This window comes from Flavobacterium anseongense, from assembly GCF_021608185.1.
Classification (GTDB): Bacteria; Bacteroidota; Bacteroidia; order Flavobacteriales; family Flavobacteriaceae; genus Flavobacterium; species Flavobacterium anseongense.
Window position 1 is genome coordinate 656,116 of the sequence record NZ_JAKIHN010000001.1, and the last position, 24,985, is coordinate 681,100.

The window sequence follows — 24,985 nt, forward strand, 5'->3', positions numbered from 1 at the left end:
TGTTTATTTGTTATAAGTGTTCGGTGAATCTTTCGATTTAAGACACCGAGTATTTATTTGTTATAGGTGTTTGGTGAATGCTTTGTATTTGAAGAAATAGCCCAGATTGCAACGGTATCCTTTTTTGTTTTTTTAAACAAAAAAGATATAGTGGAAAGCTGGAAATAGCTCCTAAAAAATGGTAGAAATAGAACGTAAATTTTTAGTGCTTTCGAATGATTTTATAAATGAGGCTTTCGCCAAAAAAAGAATCGTTCAGGCGTATTTGAACTCTAATCCGGAGCGAACAGTTCGCATCAGAATTAAGGAAGACAAGGGGTTTTTGACCATCAAAGGAAAAGGAAACGAAACAGGCACAACGCGTTTGGAATGGGAAACTGAGATTCCGTTACAGGATGCAGAAAAGCTTTTGACTATTTGCGAAAGTGGCACTATTGATAAGATTCGCCACGAGGTAAAAGTGGGAAATCATATTTATGAAGTTGATGTTTTCGTCGGCGAAAATGAAGGTTTGGTTGTTGCCGAAATCGAACTGCAATCTGAAGACGAAACTTTTGAAAAACCGAATTGGCTTGGTAAAGAAGTCACTAATGACGAACGGTTTTATAATGCTTATTTGAGTGTTAAACCTTTTAAAAATTGGTAATTATTTTGGTTGAATCACTTCTTCTATTGTCACTATTACGACGCCTGAATTTTTGTTAGAAGTTATTTCCATAAATGCTCTTCTGCTTAAATCTATTTCACGTGCTTTTGAAAATGGCCCGCGGTCAGTAACCTCAACTATTACGAATTTTCCATTGGCTTCGTTGGTTACTTTTACCTTTGTACCAAAAGGCAGTTTTTTGTGGGCTGCTGTGTATCCGTTATTGTCAAATTTTTTACCGCTGGCAGTTCGTCTTCCGTGAAATCGGTTATGATAATAAGATGCATGTGCATTTTTCTTGATCAACTTTAACTTTGAATTAGCAAGATAAAAGTCTAAAGAATCGATTTCTAAGATTGTTTTAATTTTAGAAGTGTCAACTTTGAAAGCAGCGGCAACTTTTTCGGGCTCTTTAGCTTCAGTAACTTTGGCTGTTTTCGCTTTGCTTTTAGCTTTTTTGTGATACTTACTTTGGGCTGAAACACCTGTAAATAAAGAGGTAAACAGTACAAAAAACAGTATAAATATCTTATTATTCATAAGTGGTATTTTAATTTGAGGGCTTCATTACAAAAAGTGTACCTTGATAAAAAAAGTCCTTTTCAGGACTTTAAGTTTTGCTTTTTAAAACCACAACTTCCATGGAATTCGGCTTAAAATTAACAGCAATCCCAACCCGTAGAATATAAAAATGCTATTAAATTTTGCTTCACTGGTGGCTGCTTTTTTATGTTTTGACCAACCAATAGTTATTAAAACAATCGCCAAAATATTTATTAGTGGATGTTCCAACCATGTCAATCTTACATCCGATTCTGCCATTTGTCCAATTGAAGCGGAGCCAAGCGGAGAAACAAAATATAGAATCAAACCGACTACTAATTGTATGTGTGTAGCAATAAGTCCAAACAACGCAATTTTTCGGTCTTTGGCAGTGAATTCTTTTTTAGAGGTTTTTCCAAGAAATGAATTTACCACTGCAAAAACTAATAATAATAAAGCTAAATAAGCCCATCCAGAATGGAATTTTTGAACAAAAGTGTACATCGTTTTATTTTTTAGAGTAACAAATATAACGAAAAAGGCATAAAAAAACGGTCTCGTTTTAAATAACGAGACCGTTTTTTTGATAATTATTTGTTTTTCAGGAAATGCTTGAGTAAAAATTCTGTTGAACTATCGTGCTGTTTCACTTTTGAATCGTGTATTTCATCCAAAATAGAATTGGCTAATTGTTTTCCTAATTCAACGCCCCATTGATCATAACTAAAAATATTCCAAATAATTCCCTGAACAAATATTTTATGCTCATACAGCGCGATTAAAGAACCCAAAGTTTTTGGCGTGAGTTTTTCTATTAAAAAAGTATTCGTTGGTTTATTGCCCTTAAAAACCTTGAATGGAAGTAAGAATGCCGCTTTTTCTCCTGATATATTTTGTTTTTCAAATTCAGCTTTAACCTGTGCTTCGGTTTTACCGTTTAATAAGGCTTCGGTTTGTGCAAAAAAGTTAGACATCAACTTGTCGTGATGATCCTGGTTTCCGTAAAGTGGTTTTACAAATCCAATAAAATCAGTTGGAATTAATTTTGTCCCTTGGTGAATTAATTGGAAGAAAGCGTGTTGTGAATTGGTTCCCGGTTCACCCCAAATGATTGTTCCCGTTTGGTAATTTACCGGTTTGCCATCACGTCCAACACTTTTACCATTGCTTTCCATAATGCCTTGTTGCAAATATGGCGCAAGTTTTTGTAAATATTGAGTGTATGGAATTAATGCTTCGCTTTCAGCTCCAAAAAAATTGTTATACCAAATGCTAAGCAGTGCCAAAACAACCGGAATATTTTCTTCGAAATCAGTCGTTTTAAAATGCTCGTCCATTTCGTTTGCGCCTTTAAGCAAGTCATCGAAATTGTCAAATCCGACTGCTAAACTGATAGATAAACCAACAGCGCTCCAAAGTGAAAATCGTCCGCCAACCCAATCCCACATTGGGAAAATATTGTTTGGATTAATTCCGAAATCGGTAACTTTTTGAATATTGGTTGAAACCGCCACAAAGTGTTTGGCAACATCTTCCTGCTTGGCTGATTTTAAAAACCAAGTTCTGATCGTTTCTGAATTGGTTAAGGTTTCCTGCGTTGTAAATGTTTTAGAAACGATTACAAAAAGTGTGGTTTCGGGATTTAATTTTTTGATGATTTCATTCACATGATCACCATCAACATTCGAAACAAAATGAACATTCAGATGGTTTTTATAGAATTGCAACGCTTCAACAACCATTGCCGGGCCAAGATCTGAACCGCCAATTCCAATGTTTACAACATCTGTAAAAGCTTTTCCGGTATATCCTTTTCTTGTCCCTGAAATAACTTCGTTACTGAAGTCTTTTATTTTATTTTTTACCTGATAAACTTCAGGCAATACATTTTCTCCATCAACTAAAACCGTTGCATTTTGTGGAGCACGTAATGCTGTGTGAAGCACGGCTCTGTTTTCGGTTTGATTGATATTTTCTCCTGAAAAATAGCTGTCGATTGCTACTTTTAAGTTTACTTCTTTGGCTAAATCCTGAAGTAAAGTCAGCGTTTCATGATTGATTATATTTTTAGAATAATCAACTAGGAAATCATTCCATTGGATGTGAAATTTTTCCGCTCTTGATTTATCATTTGCAAACATTTCCGTCATGGAAATATGCTTCATTTGAGCGTAATGCTGATTGAGTTTTTCCCAAGCCTTTGTGGTGGTCGGATTTATATTTGGTAAAGCCATTTTATTGATTTTGAATGACAAATTTACAAATATGATTGGTATAAAATTTAGGAATCTTTTACGCTAACGTTGTAGTTGAGAAAATTATTTTTTGGAAGCCTCAGAAATACTATCCAATTCTCTTTTTAGCGGATTCATGTATTCCATATATTTTTGTTTATACTTTGAATCCATTGCTGTAGATGTTGGCAATTTCAATCGTAAAGCGTCAACCTGCACACCATTTTTCCAAAAACGATAGCAAACGTGTGGTCCGGTTGCTAAACCTGTGCTTCCAACTTTACCTATAACCTGACCTTGTGTTACTCTTTGACCGCGTCTGACCAATATTTTTGACATGTGTAAATATTGCGTTGAATAGGTTCTGTCGTGTTTTACCTTGACAAAATTTCCGTTACCAGTAGTATAACCTGCCTGCTCAACAAACCCTGCAGCTGTTGACATAATCGGCGTTCCTGTTGGTGCTGCATAATCTGTTCCGTTGTGCGCTTTCCATCTTTTTTGAACAGGATGAAATCTGTTTTTAGTATATCTTGAAGTGATATTTATGAATTTTAATGGTGCTTTTAGGAAAAAGTTTTTCAATGTTTTTCCTTCTTCATCGAAGTATTGCTGCTTTTTGGTATTGGCATCCGGAGCAAAAGGGAAAGCATATACTTTCTTTCCTTTGTATTCAAAAAAGGATGCTTTTAAACTATCAACGCCGTCATAAATTGTATCATTGATGTATCGTTCGGTAAACTTTAAGGCAAACTTATCTCCTTTTTTTAATTTGAAAAAGTCAATCGACCAGGCATAAATTTTAGCTATTCTTGTGGCCAGTGCGGGATCAACTTTTAGATTTTGAAGTGTTTCAGAAAGCGAACCATTTAATGCTCCTGCAATGGTTCGGGTTTTAAACATTAATGGCTTTGCTTTTTTATGAACGACTATTGAATCTCTGAAATCAATCACATAGAAATTCAATTTGTCCGGTTGGTATATAAAAACCTGAATTTTGTTGGTTCTGTCTTTACTTCTTAAAATAGTAAATGGTTTTCCTTTTCGGATGCTTCTAACGTCGAAAGTGTCTTTTACTTTGGCGACAATATCGTAAACTTCTCTTCCGTTAAGGTTTTGTTTTTCTAATAGACTCCCAAAAGTATCACCTGATTTTATAGTATCGTTAACGATATTAAAATCATGAATATTGAATCCGAACTCGACCAATTTTGGTTTGGCTTTCGGAACAATAACTTCTTCTTCTTTGGCTTGATTACATGAGATTATGACTGTTGAGAGAAGAAAAACGACAACTACTTTTTGGAAAACTTTTAACATATGCTTTTATACTCCTTCGCCCCAGTTTTTTAATTCTTCTTCGCTCCACAATTCAGGGAAAAATATTCTGCGTTGGTATTTTGGATGCATGTATTTTTTCCAATCGCTTCCTCCTGTTGCTTCGCCAGAACCTTTTCCGCTGTCGATATATTTTTTGGCAGCATTCAAATGCCCCATTACCCATGTAACATTAGTTGTGTAGTCATAATGGCGCATCGCTTTTACTAGTTCTGCATTTTTTTGATCCGCTTCGGGCAATTGTTTGAATTTTTGCCAGATGTTAATCGTGTTGTATTCCTCCATGAAGCGAAGAAACTCTTCACGATATTTCCTTTCGAATTCTAAAATTAGATATGATTTTTCTCCAGTTGCATGGTCTTTGCCTGCAGCTTGCCAATACAAATGTTCGAGTGCGTGCGAATAAGGTGTATTGCGGTCTATGTTGGCTCTGAATCGATAGTCAATCAGGTTAATTAAATCGGTTGAAGCGAATTCTATAAATCGGTATTGTGCGCTTTGGAATCCGCTTGCCGGAGTTAGTGTGTTTCTGAATTTCATGTATTGTTCTACTTCCATTCCGTCTCCCATGATGTCGAAAGAAGTCGTCAACATATCAAAATAGCGGCTGATTCGTCTAAGTTTTTCAGTAAAGAAATCGGTTTTTGGTTTATCGGTATGACACAGTTGATTGATTTCCCAAAGTATCATTTTGAACAATAATTCATTGACCTGATGATACATAATAAAAACCATTTCGTCAGGAAGAACGGTTCTTTGTATTTGCAAATTCAGTAACGCATCCGTTTGGATATAATCCCAATAAGTTATTGGTTTTGACCAAAGCAAACCTTCAAGATGGGTTTCGGTTTTTTGATTTATAGCATCAAATTTTTGTTCTAATGCTTCTAATAGTGCTTCTGAATTTGTTTTAGTGTTCATCAATTATTTTAATTTAACCATAAATGGATTTTTTAATCCTTTATAACTGTCCAAATCGGCTTTTATGGATCCAACTGCTAAGCTGGCTTTTATTCTCAACGGAATTTTGTTTTCATCATCTGAAATCCAAACCGTAAGACTTTCTTCCTCTTTGAAGACTCTTCCCGACTGCACAATTGGTCTAAACATCATTGTTGAGGCGGTTCCAAATTTAGTTTTTAAATTTTCCCTGCCTATAAATTTTAACTTAAACTTAAATATTTCATCATCAAAAAACATATCTACTACAATCGATTCTCCAACTTTGAGTTTATCAATGTTTGGATGGTTTCTTAAAAAATAAAAAGTTGAAATTATATCCTGAACATTCTCGGTAACAGAAATCGTTTTTTCTGTTTTGTTTTTATAATCTTTTACTAAGACCTTATTGGCATCTTGATTAAAAAATCCTTCCTGATTTTTAGTGTAACCTCCCTCGTCAATTTTTCTAACAAATTGAAAAGGTTTGTTTGTAACTTTATCAAAATAACTTTCATAGTTATCATCTACCTTAAAGAAAAAACGTGACATTCCGACTGTATATCCTTTGCCTATGGCATGATATATTTTTTTATTCCCTTTGAGAGCTTCTTTTACTTCGAGAGTAGCATAGCCTGCATTTACAAATCCGTAATGGATTCTAAACTTAAACCATTCCCCTGAATCATAGGCGTCGGGTTTTTGAGTATCGAAACTTACAGTTATAAAAACCAATAATAATAGAAAATACTTTTTCATGTTTGGGGTTATTTTTATACTGCAATTGCAATTTCTGTTCCAAATGTATTAAAACAAAAAAACCCAATCAAATTAATGACTGAGTTTTTATGCTATTAACCAACCAAAAAACTATAAATTATGAAAATTTATCCAAAAATTAGAGGAAACCACTCCCCGTTTTTTTGATGGTGCAAATGTAATTAAAACTATTGCATAATTACAAGTGTTTTTTTAACTTTAACAATTAATTAATAAAGAATAGTCTTTTTTGTGGTTATTTTTTAAATAATATTCAAAGAAAATAATCTTTTACAAAGTCCCTCTCAACATTTGTTCTCTTTCGATAGATTCGAATAACGCTTTGAAGTTTCCGGCACCGAAACCTCTGGCTCCCATTCTTTGAATGATTTCGAAAAACAATGTTGGTCTGTCTTCTATAGGTTTGGTAAATATTTGTAACAGATAACCTTCTTCATCGGCGTCAATCATGATTCCCAATTTTTGAAGTTCATTGATGTCTTCTTTGAATTTATCCATATGGTCTTTTAATCTTTCGGGAATGGCATCATAATATGCTTGTGGCGGTGTGCTTAAGAATTCGATACCTCTTGAACGCATATCGGCTACGGTTTTTAAGATATCATCAGTAGCAACAGCAATGTGTTGAACACCTTCATCCTCATAGAAATCTAAATATTCTTCTATTTGAGAACGTTTTTTACCGTTTGCAGGCTCATTGATAGGAAATTTAATTCTTCCATTTCCATTCGACATTACTTTAGACATTAGAGCAGAATACTCTGTCGTGATTTGTTTGTCATCAAAAGAAAGAAAGTTTACGAATCCCATGACATCTTCAAACCATTTTACCGCTTCATTCATTCTGTTCCAACCTGTATTTCCAACCATATGGTCGATAAATTTCAATCCAACAGGCGCCGGATTGTAGTCAGATTTCCATTCGCTGTATCCGGGTAAAAAGATTCCGTTATAATTTTTACGTTCAACAAAAACAAAAACGGTTTCCCCATAAGCACCATAGATACCTGCGCGAACTACTTCTCCATTTTCATCTTTTTCAACAACAGGTTCAAAATAAGGTTTAGCTCCGCGGTTTGTAGTTTCTTCAAAAGATTTGCGCGCGTCTTCTACCCAAAGAGCAATAACTTTAACGCCATCACCATGTTTTTTAACGTGTTCACCTATTGGAGAGTTGCTGTTTAAAGCTGTTGTCAATACCAAACGAATTTTATCTTGTTTTAATACATAAGACGCTCTGTCTTTTATTCCTGTTTCTAATCCGGCATACGCCAATGATTGAAATCCGAAAGCTGTTTTGTAAAAGTGTGCTGCCTGTTTTGCGTTGCCAACGTAAAATTCGACATAATCTGTTCCTAAAAGCGGAAGGAAATCCTGTGCGCCTTCGAATATTTTTTCCAGTCCGTATTCTACGGATTTTATTTCTTTACTCATTGTGTTAATTTGTTAATTCGGTTATTTGGTTATTTGATAATCCGAATGTTGTTGTTAGTTTTAACTTCTAGCCCTGATGGTAGCGGCATCCTTTTTTGTTTTTCAAAAACAAAAAAGATATAGCGGACAGCAGGAAATAGCTCCTTCCTTCGACAAGCTTAGGATGACATTTACTCTACCCAGGATTTATAATATTCTCCATCGTCTAATCCCATAGCTTCTTCGGTTACCATCAATGGACGGAACGTGTCCACCATCACGGCTAATTCTTGTGTTACGGTTTGGCCAATGCTTCTTTCCATTGCGCCTGGTGCCGGACCGTGTGGAATTCCTTTTGGATGCAACGTAATATGTCCTTGTTCGATATTATTTCGTGACATAAAATCACCATCAACGTAGTACAAAACCTCATCGCTGTCAATATTGCTGTGATTGTATGGTGCCGGAATTGCTTTTGGATGGTAATCATAAACCCTTGGACAGAACGAGCAAACCACAAAAGTTGCCGTTTCAAATGTTTGATGAACCGGTGGCGGTTGATGCACACGACCTGTTATTGGCTCAAAATTATGGATACTGAAACCGTATGGGAAATTATATCCGTCCCAACCAATCACATCAAAAGGATGAGTAGCATATACCATTTCGTGTATCATACCTTCTTTTTTGATTTTGATTGTGAAATCTCCTTTTTCATCGTGCGTCTCCAACTCGGTTGGCAGTTTAAAATCTCGTTCGCAAAAAGGGGAATGTTCTAAATGTTGTCCGGATGCGTTTTTATATCTTTTCGGTGTATAAAATGGCGTATATGATTCTACATAAAACAATCGGTTATCGGAACTTTCGAATTCGATTTGATAAATCATTCCGCGTGGAATGATAAGATAATCTCCGTATTCGAATGAAATATTACCCATCATCGTGCGCAATTTTCCTTTTCCTTTGTGAATGAAAATCATTTCATCTGCATCGGCGTTTTTGTAGAAATAAGTTGTGAGTGACTTTCTTGGAGCCGCAAGTCCAATAATGCAATCGCGGTTAACGAGCATGGCTTTCCGGCTATCGAGGAAATCATCTTCGGGTTTTAATTCGAAACCTTTCAGCAGCAATGACTTTATATTTTTGCCTATGGCAATTTTGGGTTCTACTGAATATGATTTGGTTATTTCCTTGACTTGTGTTGGTCTGTGAACGTGATACAGCAGAGAAGCATGACCGTGAAATCCTTCGGTGCCAAAAAGCTGTTCGTAATAGAAACCTCCGTTGGGTTTTTCAAACTGCACGTGTCTTTTTTGTGGGAAATCGCCAAGTTTATGATATAGTGGCATAATAATAATGATTAAATTAAACAATGTGAAAATGTAGCAATTGGTATATTGTTACATTGAATAATTGATCCATTGATTAACTCATTCCGGATTTCTCTTAATCAGAAATTTTAAATGTGCTAGCAAATTATTCCAAGTAGTTTTCATGTACACAAATATCGGAAAAATATAAATGCTGAAAATGATATTTATCAATTTTTAATAAAACAAAAAAGGATTGAAGAGCGAACCCTTTAATCCTTTTGTGATTTATATTTTCAGAAAATTATTCTTTATCATTATTCAGTCTGCTATTTTTCTTGCTGTAGCCAAAATAAACAACAAAACCGATAGCTAACCAACCGATAAGTCTTAACCAGTTTGTCCAGCCTAATCCATAAATCATAGCAAGACAAACAATTATCCCTAAAATTGGTACTAATGGCACCAATGGTGTTTTAAATTCGCGTTTCATATCAGGCTCTGTTTTTCTTAAAACAATAACCGAAATACAAACCAATATAAAGGCAAAAAGTGTTCCTATACTTGTCATATCACCAACAATATCCCCCGGAATAAATGCGGCAAATAATCCAACAATTACCAAAATTACCAAGTTAGCTTTGTATGGTGTTTTGAATTTTGGATGTACATCACTGAATGACTTTGGCAACAAACCATCTTTACCCATTGAGTAAAATACTCTTGACTGACCTAATAGCATTACTAAAATTACAGATGAGAATCCGGCTAATATTGCCACAGTTACGAACTGAGCCAACCATTCAAATCCCGGCATTGCCGAAGTTATCGCATTAGCAACAGATGCTTCTTTTCCGCCTGTTCTAAAAAACTCAACCGATTCAAGACCTGTCAATACATGAGCAAAAAGAATATACAAAACAGTACAAACTGCCAAAGATCCGAGGATTCCAATTGGCATATCGCGTTTTGGGTTTTTGGTTTCCTGAGCTGCTGTGCTCACCGCATCAAATCCGATGAAAGCGAAGAAGACCGTTCCTGCCGCGCCTAGAATTCCCATAATTCCTCCAAAACTATGACCAACACCGTGTTCGTCTGTAAAGATTCCCGGTTCAGGTATATAAGGCGTATGATTTTCAGGTTTTACAAAATGCCATCCAAAAATTATAATCATAACAACAATCGCCACCTTAACTACTACAATAATTCCGTTTACAAAAGCAGATTCTTGTGTTCCTTTGATTAAAAGCAAACTGATGGCAGCTACGATAAACAGTGCAGGCAGGTTAATTATTCCGCTTATACCATCGGCTGAAGTTTGAAAAGGAGAATGACACCACTCATACGGAATTGGGCTCACATGGAGCACATTGACCAGAAGGTTATTGAGGTATTCACTCCATGCGATACCAACAGTAGCTGCTCCAACGGCATATTCTAATATTAAATCCCAACCGATAATCCATGCTAGGAATTCACCCATAGTAGCATAAGTGTAAGTATAAGCACTTCCGGCAATAGGAATAGAAGAGGACAATTCGGCATAACACAAACCTGCCAAAGCACAACCAATGGCTGCAACGATGAAACCAATGGTAACTGATGGCCCGGCATTTTGAGCTGCGGCTGTTGCTGTTCTAACAAAAAGTCCGGCACCGATGATTGCTCCAATTCCAAGAGCGACCAGTGACCAAGCGGTCAGTGTTCTTTTTAATCCTTTTTCAGATTCAGACGCTTCAGCAAGTAACAGCGCCATAGGTTTTCTTTTCCAAATAGACATATTGTGGTTTTTTAGTTAAAAAATAGTATTCAAATATAGTTTTTTATGTGTGAAATATATAAAAATGTTTTTCGGTTTTTTTAAAACCAAAAGCCAATGCTAAAATAAGTAAATCCTTTAGTCAGTTCGGGCGACCAGGAATATTTGATTTCGATTGGTCCAACAACTGATTCTAAAGCATATCCGATAGCATAGCCTGTATATTTTGGTTTTGATAACCAATCCCCGTTCTCGAATAAATCATCTTCGGCATTGGCATAGTTTGCAGCAAAATTTATGTGATTCTTTTTGTAAATCTCATAATCCAAAGTGAAGCATGATTTAATATAACTATCTGCCGATATACTCAAAAAATCGTATCCATAAAAATGTTTGAAATTATTAATTGTATTAAAACCGTAACCTCCTAAAACAAAGTCGAAAAAGTGAACACTATCTTCACCAATAATAAAACCGGCTTCTGACTGTACTTTTAATGTTATCTTGTTATAAAAAGTTTTGACAATTCCGATTTCCCCTTTTGCAATTGAATAGCGATTGAATTCTTTTGTGTAATCGGAAGAAAATAAATAGGATTGAATATCTCCGGAAAACAACCATCCTTTTTTTGGAAATAGTTTATTGTCAAAAGAATCGTATTTCATATAACCAAAAACACTTGCATAAGTACTTTTCTCAAACGTTGGATTAATTTGTCCCAAATTCTCTGATTCTATTTTTAAATATTTATGCTCTATTCCGGCTCCAATTAAAAACTTTTGAATGAAAACAGTTTGCAGGTACGCTTGATTCGTTAAATCTGAAAAATCAATATTGATTGTGCTTAATCCTAATTGCGTTAACAATTCCCCGTTTCTAAAATCGGTACTAACGTTTTTGTTAAAAGTATTGTAGCGTGATTTGAAACCAAAACTCCAATAGAAACCATTGTCTATATAGTAATCAAAATTGTATCGGATGTTATCCCCAAGTCCAATATCGAGTGATGCTACATCATTTTTAAACAGTGATTTTTTTTGGGTAATATTCGCCAAAACTGCACTTTTGTACAAGCCGTCATAATGAAGCCCGAACTTCAAAAAGGTTTTCGTCGTATTCTCAGTCAAACTCAATTTTAATTCATCTTCGTCTTGATTTTTCTCAATGGTGTAGCTAATTCTGCTAAAATTTTGAGTTGCATTTAAGTTGTTAATTCCCGTTTTCAAATCTTCATAACTTATTTTACTCCCGCTTTTAAAATGCAGTTTTCCCAGCATATAAGCTCTGGTATAATTATCCAATTTGTTTATGGAAATACTTTTTATTTGTAAAAAATCCTTTTCAACCTTCATTTTATTAGGTTGATATGTTCCTGTTGTATCACCAAGTTTTTTAATTTGTTCATAAACCCCAAAAGCAGCAGCTTCGCCTTTCTTGATAATTTCTCTTCCTTCATCAAAAGAAATTACACCATAATCAGAAACATCGGGTTTAATATAAATATCGGTTAGTTTAACCTTATCTTTCATCATCTTTATCATGTCCAAATTTGTTATTTGAACCAAAATTCGAGTAGCATCTTTCAGCGAAGTTCTATCTTTCAAATCGTCCTGAACATCTACTCCAATGATGATATCTGCTCCCATTTTCCGGATTTCTTCTACAGGATAATTATTAACAACGCCACCATCAATCAAAAGTTTACCGTCAATTTCTACCGGGGAAAATAACGATGGAAAAGCCGAACTGGCTAACATCGCTTGCGCCAAATAACCATTTTGCAAAACCACTTGCTCGCCTTTTTCGATATCCGTAGCGACACATAAAAACGGAATGGGAAGTTTATTAAAATCGGTAACGTTCCTTACATTATGCGTAAGTTTTGATAACAAATTATAATTATACATTCCTTTAGAAAGCGCTATTGGAATGCCTATTTTGAGTTTATTAAAAGGAAGTGTGATTGCATACATTTCATCGTTGCGCTTTTCATAAAAGTTTTTGGATGAACGTGGAATGTAATCCTGAAGCAACTGATCAAAGTCGGTATTATAAAAAATTGAATCTATTTGAGTCGCATTATAACCCGAAGCGTACAAACCGCCAACAACAGCGCCCATACTTGTACCGCCAATATAATCGATTTTTACGCCTGCCTGTTCTAATACTTTTAAGACGCCAATATGTGCAAATCCTTTGGCACCACCACCACTAAGCACCAAACCAATTTTTGGCCGGTTTTTTTTAATAGTGTCTTGAGCAACAATAGTCTGAAGGAAAAAAATACCAATAAAAACAAGTATTATTTTTTTCATAAAACGGGTTAGGGTTTACTTATGTTGTAAAATTCGGAAATTTTTTTGGCTTTTGATACTCCGACAACATCAGAAATTTCTTTTTCTGTGGCTAATTTCAATCTTTTAACACTTTTGAAATGTTTTAATAACGTGAGCATGGTCTTTTCGCCAATTCCAGGAATCAGTTCTATGGTCGAATTTAATGCCGATTTACTTCGCTTATCGCGATGATGTGTAATTCCGAAACGATGTGCTTCGTTACGCAACTGCTGAATAATTTTTAAGGTTTCCGATTTTTTATCCAGATACAGTGGAACTGAATCACCCGGATAAAACAATTCTTCCAGTCGTTTGGCAATTCCGATGATGGCAATTTTTCCTCGTAAGCCTAAATCATCAATGCTTTTCAATGCCGATGACAATTGCCCTTTCCCACCATCAATAATGATTAATTGCGGCAACGATTGTTTTTCGTCCAAAAGACGTTTGTATCTTCTGTAAACCACTTCTTCCATTGATGCAAAATCATTTGGTCCTTCAACGGTTTTGATATTGAAATGACGATAGTCTTTTTTACTTGGTTTACCATCTTTAAAAACCACACAAGCCGAAACCGGATTCGTCCCCTGAATATTCGAGTTATCAAAACATTCAATATGTCTAGGCTCAACCGAAAGTCGTAAATCCTTCTGCATTTGTGCCATAATTCTATTGGTATGGCGTTCCGGATCTGTAATCTGAATTTGTTTCAGTTGCTCCAATCGTTGGTATTTTGCATTTCTTTCGGAAAGGTCAAGAATTTGTTTTTTGTCTCCGAGTTGTGGCACAGTAACTTTTATTTTATCGCCAAAATCTAAAGCAAACGGCAAAATAATCTCTTTGGATGTCAGGTTAAAGCGTTCCCGAAGTTCAACAACTGCAAGTTCTAATAACTCTTCATCGGTTTCATCTAATTTCTTTTTGAGTTCCAATGTGAATGAGCGAATGATGGCGCCATGCGAAATCTGTAAAAAATTGACGTAAGCCATTGCTTCATCCGAAACAATCGAGAACACATCTATGTTGGAAATCTTTGGATTAAGAACAGTAGAATATGACTGATAATTTTCTAAAACAGCTATCTTTTCTTTGATTTTTTGAGCGGCTTCAAATTTCATTTCTGCTGCAAAATCATTCATCTGCTTTTTGAAATCACGCATGCTGTCTTTGAAGTTTCCTTTCAGAATCTGACGAATCGCTTCAACTTGTTTCTGATAGTTTTCTATAGTTTCCAATCCTTCACATGGGCCTTTGCAATTCCCTATGTGATATTCCAAACACACTTTAAATTTGCCCGATTTGATGTTGCTTTCGCTCAAATCATAGTTACAGGTCCGCAACGGGTACAACTCTTTAATCAAATCTAAAATAGTATTTACCGTTTTAAAATTAGTGTACGGACCAAAATATTCTGAGCCGTCTTTAATCATTCTTCGCGTTGGAAATATTCGGGAAAAAGGTTCTTTTTTGATGCAAATCCACGGATAGGTTTTGTCATCGCGCAGCAAGACATTATAACGTGGCTGTAGTTTTTTTATCAGATTGTTTTCCAACAAAAGTGCATCCTGTTCCGATGAAACTACGATGTGTTTAATGGTAACAATCTTCCTGACCAACACGTTGGTTTTGGCGTTGTCATGAACTTTATTGAAATAGGAAGTAACTCTTTTTTTGAGATTTTTGGCTTTGCCAACATACAGTATTTTGCCTTCTTTATCATAATACTGATACACGCCGGGATTATCCGGAAGGGTTTGTATTTGAAGTTCGATAGAAGGAATTTCCATGAAAGATTTAGGATTTGCGAATCAGGATTTAGGATTTTGAAACAATTTCAAAGTTATAAAAATTAAAGTACTTTTGAAGTATGAATAAAAAAGAACTCCGAGCAAAATACAAAGCCTTGCGTCAGGAATTATCACCTGACAAAATTGAAGACAAGAGTTTGGCGATAGCCAATAAAATGTTGCAGCTAGACATTTGGGAGAAAACTTATTTTCATTTGTTTCTGACCATCGACGAACAAAAAGAAGTAGAAACCGAATTTATTCTTCAAATATTAGCAGGTAAAGACAAAGAAATTGTAGTGGCGAAAAGCAATTTTGAAACGCTTGAAATGACCAATTATTTATTGACCGACAATACTAAATTTCAAAAAAATAAATACAATATCTACGAACCTGCTGACGGAATTGAAGTCCCAAACGCTAAAATTGAAGTAGTTTTTGTTCCGCTTTTAGCTTATGATAAACTTGGAAACAGAGTAGGCTATGGCAAAGGATTTTACGACAACTTTCTCTCGAAATGTCCTGAAGATGTGATAAAAATTGGATTGTCCTTTTTTGGACCCGAAGAAACTATTGATGATGTTTCTCCAACTGATATTCGGTTAGATTATTGCGTAACGCCAACAACTAACTATTCGTTCCGATAGAAGTCTTTTTAGCAAATGCTCTTTTGTTAAACACTATCAGAATTCCAACTCCAGTTGAAATCGCCATATCGGCAATGTTAAAAATAGCATTGAAAAATTTGAATGGATGTCCACCCCAAATTGGCAGCCATTCCGGGAAATTCCCTTCTATAATTGGGAAATATAACATGTCGACTACTTTACCATGAAACCAAGTACCGTAAGGGTTCTCAGCGAATAAAGTTGCTAAGTTATTGTAGCTGTTATCGAAAATAACACCATAAAAAACAGAATCTATAATATTCCCAACTGCACCGGCAAAAATTAAAGAAATGGCAACCATTAAATAATTAGAACTGTGTTTTGTGCTTGCATCATACAGCCAATAACCTATTCCAAAAACGGCTAAAATTCTAAAAACGGTTAGTATTAATTTGCCATTAGCTCCCGGAATTTTTGCTCCCCAAGCCATTCCTTCGTTTTCTATCAGTAATATTTTAAACCAACTGGCAACGTCAATTTGTCCGGCTTCACCATAAACGAAATTGGTTTTGATATAAATTTTGACGAATTGGTCAACCAATAAAATAATGGCAATGATTAAAATGGAATTTCTTAAGGACATTTCTTGGATTTTATTGGCGCAAAAATAACAATATTATTATACAAAAGGCAGAATATTTTTTAGTTATAAATCTCATTCTATACATTTTATGGATGTTAGCAAAAGAATTGTTAACTTCACCATCAAAAGCAACCAAATTAGTTTTTTTTCATCCAAAAGAAACTAACCAATAAAAGACTGATTATGAAAAAAATTTATTTATTCGCGGTTTGTATTTTTTCGATTTTCATTTCTTCATGTGATTCCGATGATTCTCAAAAAGAACAAGCAAAATTTGCGGTTCCGACTTTAAAATCATTAGGTGCAATTAGAGCAAATATCTCTGTAAGCTCCGCAAGACAAACCAATTCTGACGGTAAAATTTATGTTGCCGAAAATTATCTTTTCTACATTGCAAAAGAACAAGGCGTTCATGTTTTTAACAACACTAATCCTGCTGCACCTGTAAATATTGCGTTTATAAATATTGAAGGCGTTCATGATATTTCGGTGAAAGGAAATTATCTTTTTGCTGACAACTTTGTCGATTTATTGGTTTTTGATATAAGCAATATTCAAAATATCACTTTGGTAAGAACGGTAGAAAACACTATTGGTTTTAGCCCTGTTTATCCTGATGATGCTGAATTTTATGATTACACCGTTCATCCAACCGGAGACGAAATAATTACAGGTTTTGCTATTGAAATGAGAGACAGACCCGATGCTCAGGAAGTAATATGGGCAGAAGATGCTTTGGCATCATTTAATAGTGCTGTTGGAAATGCTATTGGAACTGGCGGTTCGTATGCCCGTTTTCAGATAAGAAACAATGCGCTCTATACAATTGACTCTTATAAATTGAATGTTTTCAATATCACCAACCCGCTTACCACCTTTTTTGACAAAGAAGTATATATGACGCAATGGTTTGGTGGCGGAGAATTTGAAACCTTATTTATCCAGAAAAATATATTATTTGTAGGTTCAACTACCGGAATGTATACGGTTGATGCCAGTGACGAGTTCAACCCTTATTTTGTTTCCGGATTTTCTCATGCAACAGCCTGCGATCCTGTAGTTGTTAATGAACATACTGCCTATATTACTGTTCGAGGCGGTTCATTCTGCGGTGCCATCGAAGATCAGATTAATGTTATCGATGTTACCGATATTGCTAATCCGACCTTACTATCAACGTATCTTATTGCTGAGCCTTATGGATTAGGAATTAAAAATGGTACGCTGTATGTTGGTTGCGGGAATAACGGATTGAAAGTATTTAATGCTGCTAATAGCGCTGGTCTTACTTTAGAAAATACTTATGAAGGAAATGTAAAAGACATCATTCCTTTAGACAACCATTTAATTGTTATTGGTGATAATAAAATAACGCAATACAGTTATGGTCCTAATTTTACTCTGACACAGTTAAGTCAAATCAATTTATAAATAAAAAAGCTCCGAAATTCGGAGCTTTTTTATGTTTAGTAAAATTGTTATCGTTGCAAATTTTTAGCTTCAATACTCATCGTAGCGTGAGGAACAACGCGCAATCTTTCTTTCGAAATTAGCTTTCCTGTAACTTTACAAACGCCGTATGTCTTATTTTCTACACGGAAAAGGGCATTTTTCAAATCGCGGATAAACTTCTCCTGACGGATTGCTAACTGCGAATTAGCTTCTTTAGACATTGTTTCGCTTCCTTCTTCGAATGCTTTAAACGTTGGCGATGTATCATCGGTTCCGTTATTTAAATCATTCATATAGGCGCTTTTTATCAACTCTAAATCAATTTTTGCCTTTTCTATTTTTTGTAAAATAATTTCTTTGAACTCTGCTAAATCTGCATCCGAGTATCTCATTTTTTCTTCTACCATCTTTTTGCTATTTTGAGATTAATATTTTTGTTTTTATGTCGTCAAACTCAATTTCTGTACCGTTGTTCAAATCATCTACAAAAACTAAGGTTTCTGTTAGTGTTTCCGATTTGATGTAATTTTCATTGGCTGTAACTGCTTTTTCTAAACCGTTGTTTGTTTGCAAATGAACCTTGATTTTATCTGTTACTTCAAATCCTGAATCTTTTCTAAGGTTTTGAATTCTGTTTACTAATTCTCTGGCAATTCCTTCTTTTACCAATTCTTCTGTTAAGGTAATGTCTAATGCTACTGTAATTCCGTTTGCATTTGCCACTAACCAACCCGGAATGTCCTGAGAGGAAATCTCAACATCATCGGATGTTAAAATTATACTATTTCCTGAAATAACAAGCGATAACTCTCCTTTGCTGTCTAATTCGTTAATTTGTTCGGCCGATAAATTTTGTATCTCTTTGGCAATCAATCCCATGTCCTTACCAAAACGTGGTCCAAGTGCTTTGAAATTTGGCTTAATCTGCTTCACCAAAACGCCCGATGCATCGTCTAAAAGTTCGATTTCTTTAACGTTTACTTCGGCTTTTATCAGGTCGGAAACCGCCTCAATTTCAACACGCTGATTATCGTCAAGTACAGGAATCATAACCTTTTGCAACGGTTGACGCACTTTTATCATTTCCTTTTTTCGAAGTGATAAAACCAGTGACGAAACCGTTTGTGCTTTCATCATTTTGCTCTCGAGTGATTTATCAACAAAGTTTTCAACCGAAACAGGAAATTTCGCCAAGTGAATACTGGTAAATTCCTCACTATTAGTGGCATTAACTAAATCACGGTACAATTTGTCCATAAAGAACGGAGCGATAGGTGCCGATAATTTTGCTACGTTTATCAAACAAGTGTACAAAGTTTGATAAGCCGCAATTTTATCTTTTTCGTATTCTCCTTTCCAGAATCTTCTACGGCACAAACGAACATACCAGTTACTCAAATTCTCCTGAACGAAGTCAGAAATCGCTCGAGCTGCTTTTGTTGGTTCGTAATCGGCGTAAGCTTCATCAACCACTTTTATCAAAGTATGCAATTCTGATAAAATCCATCGGTCAATTTCCGGTCTTTCTTCTAATGGGATTTCCACTTCAGCGTATTTAAAACCATCTATATTAGCATATAACGAGAAAAACGAATAGGTATTATATAAAGTTCCGAAGAATTTACGACGCACTTCAGCAACACCTTCGATATCAAATTTCAAGTTGTCCCACGGATTGGCATTTGAAATCATGTACCAACGCGTGGCATCCGGACCATACTCCGCCAATGTTGTAAACGGATCAACAGCATTTCCTAAACGTTTGGACATTTTTTGTCCGTTTTTGTCCAGAACCAAACCGTTTGACACTACATTTTTATAAGCAATTTTATCAAAAACCAACGTTCCGATAGCATGTAATGTATAGAACCAACCTCGTGTTTGGTCAACGCCTTCGGCTATAAAATCGGCCGGGAAATCTTTGTTCTGGTCAATTTTATCTTTGTTTTCAAATGGATAATGCCATTGTGCATAAGGCATTGCGCCCGAATCAAACCAAACGTCAATCAAATCAGCTTCGCGTTTCATAGGTTTTCCCGATGGAGAAACTAACGTAATGGCATCAACAACATTTTTGTGTAAATCAACCAGATCATAATTGGCTTCGCTCATGTTTCCGATTTCAAAACCTTTAAACGGATTCTCTTTTTGAAAACCAGCAGCAATTGATTTCTCGATAGCATTATAAAGTTCTTCAACCGAACCGATTATCACTTCTTCTGTTCCGTCTTCCGTTCTCCAGATTGGCAATGGAATTCCCCAATAACGTGAACGCGATAAGTTCCAGTCGTTGGCATTCTTTAACCAGTTTCCGAAACGCCCTTCACCGGTTGCTTTTGGTTTCCAGTTGATGGTTTCGTTTAGGTCGAACATTCTGTCTTTGATTTCGGTTACTTTGATAAACCAGGAATCTAACGGATAATATAATAATGGTTCGTCTGTTCTCCAGCTGTGTGGATAACTGTGAACGTATTTTTCAACTTTGAACGCTTTATTTTCTTCTTTTAATTGGATGGCGATTTCAACATCGGCGGAACGTTCCGGTGCAGTTCCTGCATCGTAATATTCGTTCTTCACATACTTACCTGACAAATCACCTAAGCCTTCAATAAACTTCCCTTGTAAATCTACCAAAGGCACCAGATTTCCATTGGCATCCAAAACCAACATTGGCGGTACTTCGGGTTTTGCTTCTTTGGCTACTTTGGCGTCATCGGCACCAAAAGTCGGCGCAGTATGTACAATTCCGGTTCCGTCCTCAGTAGTAACAAAGTCTCCCGAAATAACCCTGAAGGCATTTTCCGGAGTTTGGTATGGCAATGCCAATGGCATTAATTGCTCGTATCTAATTCCGACTAAATCTTTCCCTTTAAATTCAGTTAAAACTTTGAACGGAATGTTCTTATCGCCAGCTTTGAAATTTTCAAAATCTGACGCTTCTTCACTTGCAAAAAATCCTTTTCCGAATTGTTTCCCGACTAAGTTTTTAGCCAAAACCACATTGACAGCTTCGAATGTATATTGATTGAAAGTTTTTACTAAAACATAATCTATTTTTGGCCCAACGGTCAATGCAGTGTTACTTGGCAATGTCCAAGGTGTGGTTGTCCAGGCTAAAATATGAACCGTTCCAAAACCTTGTAAAAAGCCTGGTAAGGTTTCTGCTAGAGTCTTGAATTGCGCTACAACCGTTGTATCCGTAACATCTCTATAACTTCCAGGTTGGTTTACTTCGTGTGAAGATAATCCAGTTCCGGCTTTTGGAGAATACGGCTGAATTGTGTAGCCTTTGTATAATAAATCTTTATCGTAAATCTGTTTTAGCAACCACCAAACGCTTTCCATGTATTTGGATTTATAGGTTACGTATGGATCTTCCATATCTACCCAATAGCCCATTTTTTCGGTAAGGTCATTCCACACATCGGTATAACGCATTACGGTTCTTTTGCACGCTTCGTTGTATTCTTCTATGGAAATGGTTTTCCCGATGTCTTCTTTGGTGATGCCTAATTCTTTTTCGGTGCCTAATTCAACCGGTAAACCGTGAGTGTCCCAGCCTGCTTTACGCTTAACCTGGAAACCTTTTTGCGTTTTATAACGACAGAAAATATCTTTAATCGCACGCGCCATTACGTGGTGAATTCCGGGCAAACCATTTGCAGATGGCGGTCCTTCAAAAAACACATAAGGTGTAGCGCCTTCGCGAGACGTTACGCTTTGTTCGAAGATGTTGTTTTCTTTCCAAAAATCAAGAACTTCTGAGGCCACTTTTGGCAAATCAAGTCCTTTATATTCAGTAAACTTAGTACTCATTTTTGTCGTTTTCTTTAATCAAGTCTGCGAAAGTAGTGATTATTAGTAAATAGGCAAAAGGCAAGAGGCAAAAGTTATCGTTTTGCTGTAAAAACAAGAATAATTTAATATTGTAAAGTGAATTGCGTTAGCGATTGGAGAGGAAATCCTTTTTTTAAATTGCCATGGGTTTTAACCCGTGGTAATTTAAAAAAAGATTGGAACGGAAAGCACGGCCCGAAGGGAAACGCCCTAATTAAATCAGGCAAAAACCTCTTTTAAAACCTCGAGTGATTTTGGTTTTTTGAAGCCATCGAGGTGAATGGCGTAATAGTCGAGGAGGATTTTTAACAGGATTTGACGCTCGACACCGGCGAAAACTTTTTGGTCGGAGTCAAATTTTAAATCGATAAGTTTTTTGAACAGAAACGTTTCGTGTTCGGATAGGCAATTAGTTCTCTGAAAGGTTGTAAAATTTCCTTCTTTGCAGTCAAAAAACTTGAAGACAGCTTCAGAATTGTCCGGATAAAAGCCAAAAAACTTGGTCATTTCCAACATCAGAATCAGATGAAAATTAGCCATTTCGTTGTGCGCATCGAGCCAAAGCAAAGCCGATTCGAGAAAATCGAACAGGTTTTCGTTTTGCTCTTCCTCGTGTATACTGTGATGGATGATTTCGGAAAGAAAGATGGCGATCGTGCTTTTGACAATATCAGTTGAAATCGTTTGGTAAGCGTGAGCCAATTTGATTTCTTTGAAATGCTCCAAAGTGCCTTTGTTCTTGTGATTGGCTTCTATTTCCAGTAACGACAATGGTTGGAAATAGGCAATTTTTTGATTGGATTTCTTTGCCGAAAAAGCATTGGGAACAAAATAGCTTTTTAAACCATCAGACTGTGTAAAACATTTTACTATCAGGCTTTTTTCCTGATATTTTAGCGAAGAAATGACGATGGCTTTGGTTTTGACAAGCAAAAGAAGGTACGATTTACGAAGTTAGAAGTACGAAGTTACCGAATTATCATCACTTTTTTAACAGCAGTTTCGGAAGCATCTTCGGCGGCGATGAAAATCATATAAACTCCGGAAGCCACGTTGTATTTACCAAAGGCTGTGGTGTCCCATTCTACTGTTCCTCCCTCGGAAGTGGTTTCGTAGACTAAATTTCCTTCGATGTCGGTGATTTTGATGTTGGCTTTGGAGATTAATCCGGCGATTTTTACTGTTCCTACAAATTCGGGGCGAACCGGATTTGGATACACATAAACCGATTCTAAATTATCGGCTGGTTTTGTTGCTATGCCTTGAAAAGAAACCATTCCTCTATCGGTAGCAAAGAAAATTTCACCGGTAACCGAATTAATATCGATGTCATTTATCACATTGCTAGGCAAGGGTGAATTGTCTTTTGTAAAATGATAAATGGTTTCCTGACCATTAGATGAAAATAGAAAAACCCCCGAATCGGCAGTGCCAATCCATTTTTGGTTGGAACCATTTACGGCAATGTCGGTAATAAACTGTTCGTATAAAAGTTCCTGCGCCAAGCCGTCTTCTAAAATAATTATGGCATTGGCTTTCATTTGTTCTTCGCTGGTGTAGCTTCCTGCGCTTGGCAATACGCGTAATCCTTTGGTTGTTCCAATCCAAACCTGATTTCGGTTATCTACCGCAATTGCTCTAACATCCTGCGATGGCAGATTTCCTGAATCGACTCCTTCGGTTAATTTTTTAAAAATGTTATTGGTTTCGTTAAAGGCAATCACTCCATTTGTATAGGAGGCTATCCATTTTGTACCGTTTCTATCGATGGCAATTTTGCTGTAATCATTACTTGCATAACCTGTTAAAATCGTTTCCATATCAAAAGTCTGCCATTGTCCGCCTGACTTTAAAACGCTTAAGCCGTTTTTTACACGGCTGTTGGTTACCCATAAATTTCCGGATTTATCAAAAACCGAAGGTCCAATTCTTATGCCTATTGTTGATGGCGAACTCAATGATTTCAACGTACTGTTGCTTTCGTTAAAAAGTGTCGTTGGCACATCTGAGTCTACTTGCAGTAATCCTCTATTATAAGAGCTGAAAAACGTCTGATTTTCATCATTTGGATTTACTGTAATTCTGGTCAACGCCTCTGTGCTTGGGAGTGCGCTATAAGGAATATAAGACCATGTTTTTGTTGCGTCATATTTACTTATCCCAAATGTTGAAAGTGAAAAACCTATATATGCGTAGGGGTTGTACAAAATGTCATATCCACCATAAACTGCCCATAAATTGGAAGACGAACTATTGATTGAAAAGATATTATTTCGAAATGGTCCGTTGGGCATAATGAATTCGAAATTAGTTGGTGAACTTATTGGTGAAGAAACAATGCCGTTTTCATTTGTTCCGATGTAAATCGTTTCGTTGGCAACAGTCGCACAGGTAAAGGTTACCGGAATTGCAGTTATTTGTGTGTTTTGAATATGAATTATTTGACTTAATGAGGTGTTGTATATAAAAACATGACCCGAAGAAGTTACTACTAAATAATTTGAGGTAGCGCGAATATCAAGTCCGGGCTGTCCGATTGTGCCAAATTCCTCGAAGTAAAACCCATTGTGTCTGTAGACTTTATTATTGGTGTTCATGGCAATCAACTGATTGTTGAAGGTCACGATTCCGTTCCAATAGCCACCGTCAAAAACCTGCCATTGGGCAAAATCAATAAGGTTTGGATTTGTTATTGCGGCTTTTCTAATTCCGTAAAATTGTGTTACTGCATAGATATCACCATTGAAAATTGTGGTTTGATAGACTTTTATTTCCTGTCCGGCCGGACCGATAAAATAAGTGTCGCCAAATTCTAAGGTTGCCAATTTATATTGTACAATTCCAAAATCGCAGGAAACATATACGATGCCGTCATGTTCCATGAAATGGTTTACCCTTTTGATATTGGCCGGAATGTTTTTATTGATGATGTCTACAACATTAAGCATACTTCCGTCGGCATCATTTATGACAATCATCAATCCGTCTTCATAGCCTACAATTGTTTTATTGAAAGTATTGCTGTGATAAATCGCAGAAATGGTTTGCCCCGAAAGCCCATCAACGGTATTTATAGTTTTTATATCGTTGGAAGCAAGGTTTTTGGTAAACAGCGCATTTTCGGCTGCTGCATAAATTTTAGTGGTTGATTCCGAGATATCTTTAATTTGATTGTATGAAAAATAACCCTTCCAATTTTGAAATGGTTGTGATAACCCTATTTGAAAAAAAAGAAATAAAACTGCGAAAATGCACTTTTTCATCTGAAAATAATTAGCATACAAATATAGTATAAACGCAAAAAATATCTAATTGTTGTATTTGAAACAAAAAATGCCATCAGGAATGATGGCATTTCAA

19 protein-coding genes are annotated in these 24,985 nt (G+C 36.0%); 3 read left to right on the forward strand and 16 right to left on the reverse strand.

From position 1 onward, the window contains the following. The first annotated feature begins 178 nt into the window (after positions 1-178). Positions 179-646 carry a CYTH domain-containing protein gene (locus L1S35_RS02930; RefSeq protein ID WP_236396416.1) on the forward strand — a complete coding sequence of 156 codons (468 nt, stop codon included), beginning with the start codon at positions 179-181 and terminating at the stop codon, positions 644-646. On the opposite strand, the gene L1S35_RS02935 is transcribed toward L1S35_RS02930, so the two are convergent. The 11 genes from L1S35_RS02935 to uvrC all read right to left on the reverse strand — a co-directional run bounded on the left by L1S35_RS02935 (position 647) and on the right by uvrC (position 15,085). Continuing rightward, positions 647-1,186, reverse strand: a complete 540-nt coding sequence (locus L1S35_RS02935; RefSeq protein ID WP_255700818.1) for a septal ring lytic transglycosylase RlpA family protein — start codon at positions 1,184-1,186, stop codon at positions 647-649. It abuts the gene before it with no gap. An 84-nt stretch (positions 1,187-1,270) separates the two neighbouring features. Continuing rightward, positions 1,271-1,693 carry a hypothetical protein gene (locus L1S35_RS02940; RefSeq protein ID WP_236396418.1) on the reverse strand — a complete coding sequence of 141 codons (423 nt, stop codon included), beginning with the start codon at positions 1,691-1,693 and terminating at the stop codon, positions 1,271-1,273. Between the two features lie 86 nt (positions 1,694-1,779). Then, on the reverse strand, positions 1,780-3,423 hold the full coding sequence (pgi, locus tag L1S35_RS02945; RefSeq protein ID WP_236396420.1) for a glucose-6-phosphate isomerase: 1,644 nt from the start codon (positions 3,421-3,423) through the stop codon (positions 1,780-1,782). 84 nt (positions 3,424-3,507) lie between these two features. After that, a complete protein-coding gene (locus L1S35_RS02950; protein WP_236396423.1) occupies positions 3,508-4,743 on the reverse strand; it encodes a M23 family metallopeptidase in 1,236 nt (411 codons plus the stop codon). Positions 4,744-4,749: 6 nt separating this feature from the next. Continuing rightward, positions 4,750-5,682 (reverse strand): tryptophan 2,3-dioxygenase family protein, encoded by a 933-nt coding sequence (locus L1S35_RS02955; protein WP_236396425.1) that lies wholly within the window; start codon positions 5,680-5,682, stop codon positions 4,750-4,752. 3 nt (positions 5,683-5,685) lie between these two features. Further along, positions 5,686-6,459, reverse strand: a complete 774-nt coding sequence (locus tag L1S35_RS02960) for a DUF3108 domain-containing protein (RefSeq protein ID WP_236396427.1) — start codon at positions 6,457-6,459, stop codon at positions 5,686-5,688. 291 nt (positions 6,460-6,750) lie between these two features. Further along, positions 6,751-7,914 (reverse strand): 4-hydroxyphenylpyruvate dioxygenase, encoded by a 1,164-nt coding sequence (gene hppD / locus L1S35_RS02965; RefSeq protein WP_236396429.1) that lies wholly within the window; start codon positions 7,912-7,914, stop codon positions 6,751-6,753. A gap of 170 nt (positions 7,915-8,084) precedes the next feature. After that, a complete protein-coding gene (locus tag L1S35_RS02970; RefSeq protein ID WP_236396431.1) occupies positions 8,085-9,242 on the reverse strand; it encodes a homogentisate 1,2-dioxygenase in 1,158 nt (385 codons plus the stop codon). 265 nt (positions 9,243-9,507) lie between these two features. Then, a complete protein-coding gene (locus L1S35_RS02975) occupies positions 9,508-10,983 on the reverse strand; it encodes an amino acid permease (RefSeq protein ID WP_236396433.1) in 1,476 nt (491 codons plus the stop codon). Between the two features lie 80 nt (positions 10,984-11,063). After that, entirely contained in the window at positions 11,064-13,277 is a 2,214-nt protein-coding gene (locus tag L1S35_RS02980) for a patatin-like phospholipase family protein (RefSeq protein WP_236396435.1), read from the reverse strand. A gap of 8 nt (positions 13,278-13,285) precedes the next feature. Next, positions 13,286-15,085, reverse strand: a complete 1,800-nt coding sequence (gene uvrC / locus L1S35_RS02985; protein WP_236396437.1) for an excinuclease ABC subunit UvrC — start codon at positions 15,083-15,085, stop codon at positions 13,286-13,288. A gap of 80 nt (positions 15,086-15,165) precedes the next feature. Here uvrC and L1S35_RS02990 point away from each other — a divergent pair, with 80 nt between their 5' ends. After that, a complete protein-coding gene (locus tag L1S35_RS02990; protein WP_236396439.1) occupies positions 15,166-15,732 on the forward strand; it encodes a 5-formyltetrahydrofolate cyclo-ligase in 567 nt (188 codons plus the stop codon). On the opposite strand, the gene L1S35_RS02995 is transcribed toward L1S35_RS02990, so the two are convergent. Then, complete coding sequence (locus tag L1S35_RS02995; protein ID WP_236396441.1) at positions 15,713-16,336, reverse strand: lipoprotein signal peptidase; 624 nt, start codon at positions 16,334-16,336, stop codon at positions 15,713-15,715. The two genes, L1S35_RS02990 and L1S35_RS02995, sit on opposite strands and share 20 nt — an antisense overlap. 183 nt (positions 16,337-16,519) lie before the next feature. Here L1S35_RS02995 and L1S35_RS03000 point away from each other — a divergent pair, with 183 nt between their 5' ends. Beyond that, positions 16,520-17,767 (forward strand): LVIVD repeat-containing protein, encoded by a 1,248-nt coding sequence (locus tag L1S35_RS03000; protein ID WP_236396443.1) that lies wholly within the window; start codon positions 16,520-16,522, stop codon positions 17,765-17,767. A 47-nt stretch (positions 17,768-17,814) separates the two neighbouring features. On the opposite strand, the gene L1S35_RS03005 is transcribed toward L1S35_RS03000, so the two are convergent. The 4 genes from L1S35_RS03005 to porZ all read right to left on the reverse strand — a co-directional run bounded on the left by L1S35_RS03005 (position 17,815) and on the right by porZ (position 24,888). After that, positions 17,815-18,195 (reverse strand): TraR/DksA family transcriptional regulator, encoded by a 381-nt coding sequence (locus tag L1S35_RS03005; protein ID WP_236396446.1) that lies wholly within the window; start codon positions 18,193-18,195, stop codon positions 17,815-17,817. A 7-nt stretch (positions 18,196-18,202) separates the two neighbouring features. Then, positions 18,203-21,604 (reverse strand): isoleucine--tRNA ligase, encoded by a 3,402-nt coding sequence (gene ileS / locus L1S35_RS03010; protein ID WP_236396448.1) that lies wholly within the window; start codon positions 21,602-21,604, stop codon positions 18,203-18,205. A 240-nt stretch (positions 21,605-21,844) separates the two neighbouring features. Further along, positions 21,845-22,558 carry a DNA repair protein RecO gene (gene recO, locus L1S35_RS03015; protein ID WP_236396450.1) on the reverse strand — a complete coding sequence of 238 codons (714 nt, stop codon included), beginning with the start codon at positions 22,556-22,558 and terminating at the stop codon, positions 21,845-21,847. Between the two features lie 35 nt (positions 22,559-22,593). Beyond that, a complete protein-coding gene (porZ, locus tag L1S35_RS03020) occupies positions 22,594-24,888 on the reverse strand; it encodes a type IX secretion system anionic LPS delivery protein PorZ (protein ID WP_236396452.1) in 2,295 nt (764 codons plus the stop codon). Positions 24,889-24,985 lie beyond the last annotated feature (97 nt).

Excerpts from the sequence above, each read along its gene's own strand:
- L1S35_RS02960 (WP_236396427.1), bottom strand. The coding sequence starts at position 6,459 with ATGAAAAAGTATTTTCTATTATTATTGGTTTTTATAACTGTAAGTTTC.
- L1S35_RS02950 (WP_236396423.1), bottom strand. The coding sequence starts at position 4,743 with ATGTTAAAAGTTTTCCAAAAAGTAGTTGTCGTTTTTCTTCTCTCAACA.
- hppD (WP_236396429.1), bottom strand. The coding sequence starts at position 7,914 with ATGAGTAAAGAAATAAAATCCGTAGAATACGGACTGGAAAAAATATTC.
- L1S35_RS02990 (WP_236396439.1), top strand. The coding sequence starts at position 15,166 with ATGAATAAAAAAGAACTCCGAGCAAAATACAAAGCCTTGCGTCAGGAA.
- porZ (WP_236396452.1), bottom strand. The coding sequence starts at position 24,888 with ATGAAAAAGTGCATTTTCGCAGTTTTATTTCTTTTTTTTCAAATAGGG.
- L1S35_RS02955 (WP_236396425.1), bottom strand. The coding sequence starts at position 5,682 with ATGAACACTAAAACAAATTCAGAAGCACTATTAGAAGCATTAGAACAA.
- L1S35_RS02940 (WP_236396418.1), bottom strand. The coding sequence starts at position 1,693 with ATGTACACTTTTGTTCAAAAATTCCATTCTGGATGGGCTTATTTAGCT.
- pgi (WP_236396420.1), bottom strand. The coding sequence starts at position 3,423 with ATGGCTTTACCAAATATAAATCCGACCACCACAAAGGCTTGGGAAAAA.
- L1S35_RS02930 (WP_236396416.1), top strand. The coding sequence starts at position 179 with ATGGTAGAAATAGAACGTAAATTTTTAGTGCTTTCGAATGATTTTATA.
- ileS (WP_236396448.1), bottom strand. The coding sequence starts at position 21,604 with ATGAGTACTAAGTTTACTGAATATAAAGGACTTGATTTGCCAAAAGTG.
- L1S35_RS02970 (WP_236396431.1), bottom strand. The coding sequence starts at position 9,242 with ATGCCACTATATCATAAACTTGGCGATTTCCCACAAAAAAGACACGTG.
- L1S35_RS03005 (WP_236396446.1), bottom strand. The coding sequence starts at position 18,195 with ATGGTAGAAGAAAAAATGAGATACTCGGATGCAGATTTAGCAGAGTTC.
- L1S35_RS02975 (WP_236396433.1), bottom strand. The coding sequence starts at position 10,983 with ATGTCTATTTGGAAAAGAAAACCTATGGCGCTGTTACTTGCTGAAGCG.
- L1S35_RS02935 (WP_255700818.1), bottom strand. The coding sequence starts at position 1,186 with ATGAATAATAAGATATTTATACTGTTTTTTGTACTGTTTACCTCTTTA.
- L1S35_RS03000 (WP_236396443.1), top strand. The coding sequence starts at position 16,520 with ATGAAAAAAATTTATTTATTCGCGGTTTGTATTTTTTCGATTTTCATT.
- L1S35_RS02995 (WP_236396441.1), bottom strand. The coding sequence starts at position 16,336 with ATGTCCTTAAGAAATTCCATTTTAATCATTGCCATTATTTTATTGGTT.
- L1S35_RS02980 (WP_236396435.1), bottom strand. The coding sequence starts at position 13,277 with ATGAAAAAAATAATACTTGTTTTTATTGGTATTTTTTTCCTTCAGACT.
- uvrC (WP_236396437.1), bottom strand. The coding sequence starts at position 15,085 with ATGGAAATTCCTTCTATCGAACTTCAAATACAAACCCTTCCGGATAAT.